Below are 707 nucleotides of genomic sequence, written 5' to 3' on the forward strand. Positions count from 1 at the left end.
CGACGACGTCGTGCAGGTCGCGGGCCACGCGCAGGCGTTCGCGGGTGAGCGCGTCGCGCACGCCCGCCTCGGTGAGCGCGCGCCGCCGGGCCGCGGTGTCGAGCCGGTGGTGGCGGACCGCGACCCCGGCCGCCCACAGCGGCACCACGGCCAGGAAGTTCAGCACCACCACCGACTCCGGGTAGCCGAGCCGGTCCCACACCCCCGTCAGGACACCCCCGGCGACGACGACGAGCGTCGACACCACCACGGCCACCGCGGACGTCACGACCGGCGCCGTCGTCGCCGCGCCCCAGACCAGCAGCACCCAGCCGGACTCGGCGAACACGTTGGCGCCGTCGAGCAGCCCTGCGACGAACGATCCGGCCCCGGCGAGCAGCAGCGCGGGCACCGGCGCGGACCGCCACCATGCGATCAACGCGAACTGCACCGCGAGCACGACCGCCGCGACCGGATCGCGCCACGGCAGCTGCAGCATGCGCAGGAACCCGTCGACGACGGGCTGCCCGGTGTCCAGGCCGGCCACCGGGGCGACCAGCGCCCCCATCAGCAGTGCCGGGACCACGAACGCGACGAGCGCCCACAGCCCGGCCCGGTCGGGTACCGGCAGCCGGCGCCGCCGCGAGGGAACGGCGGGCTCCGGCACCGCGACGGCGACGGGACCCGGCTCGACGGCGGCGGGCGCGCGGAGCACGCCCAGGACCCGG

General features: G+C 77.5%; 1 pseudogene. It reads right to left on the reverse strand.

The features are described 5' to 3' along the window. Nucleotides 1–694 (reverse strand): annotated as a pseudogene (locus GTW08_RS05510) (hypothetical protein); the annotation flags it as partial. Between the last annotated feature and the right edge of the window lie 13 nt (nt 695–707).

Source organism: Pseudonocardia sp. SID8383 (genome assembly GCF_009864975.1).
Taxonomy (GTDB): Bacteria; Actinomycetota; Actinomycetes; order Mycobacteriales; family Pseudonocardiaceae; genus Pseudonocardia; species Pseudonocardia alni.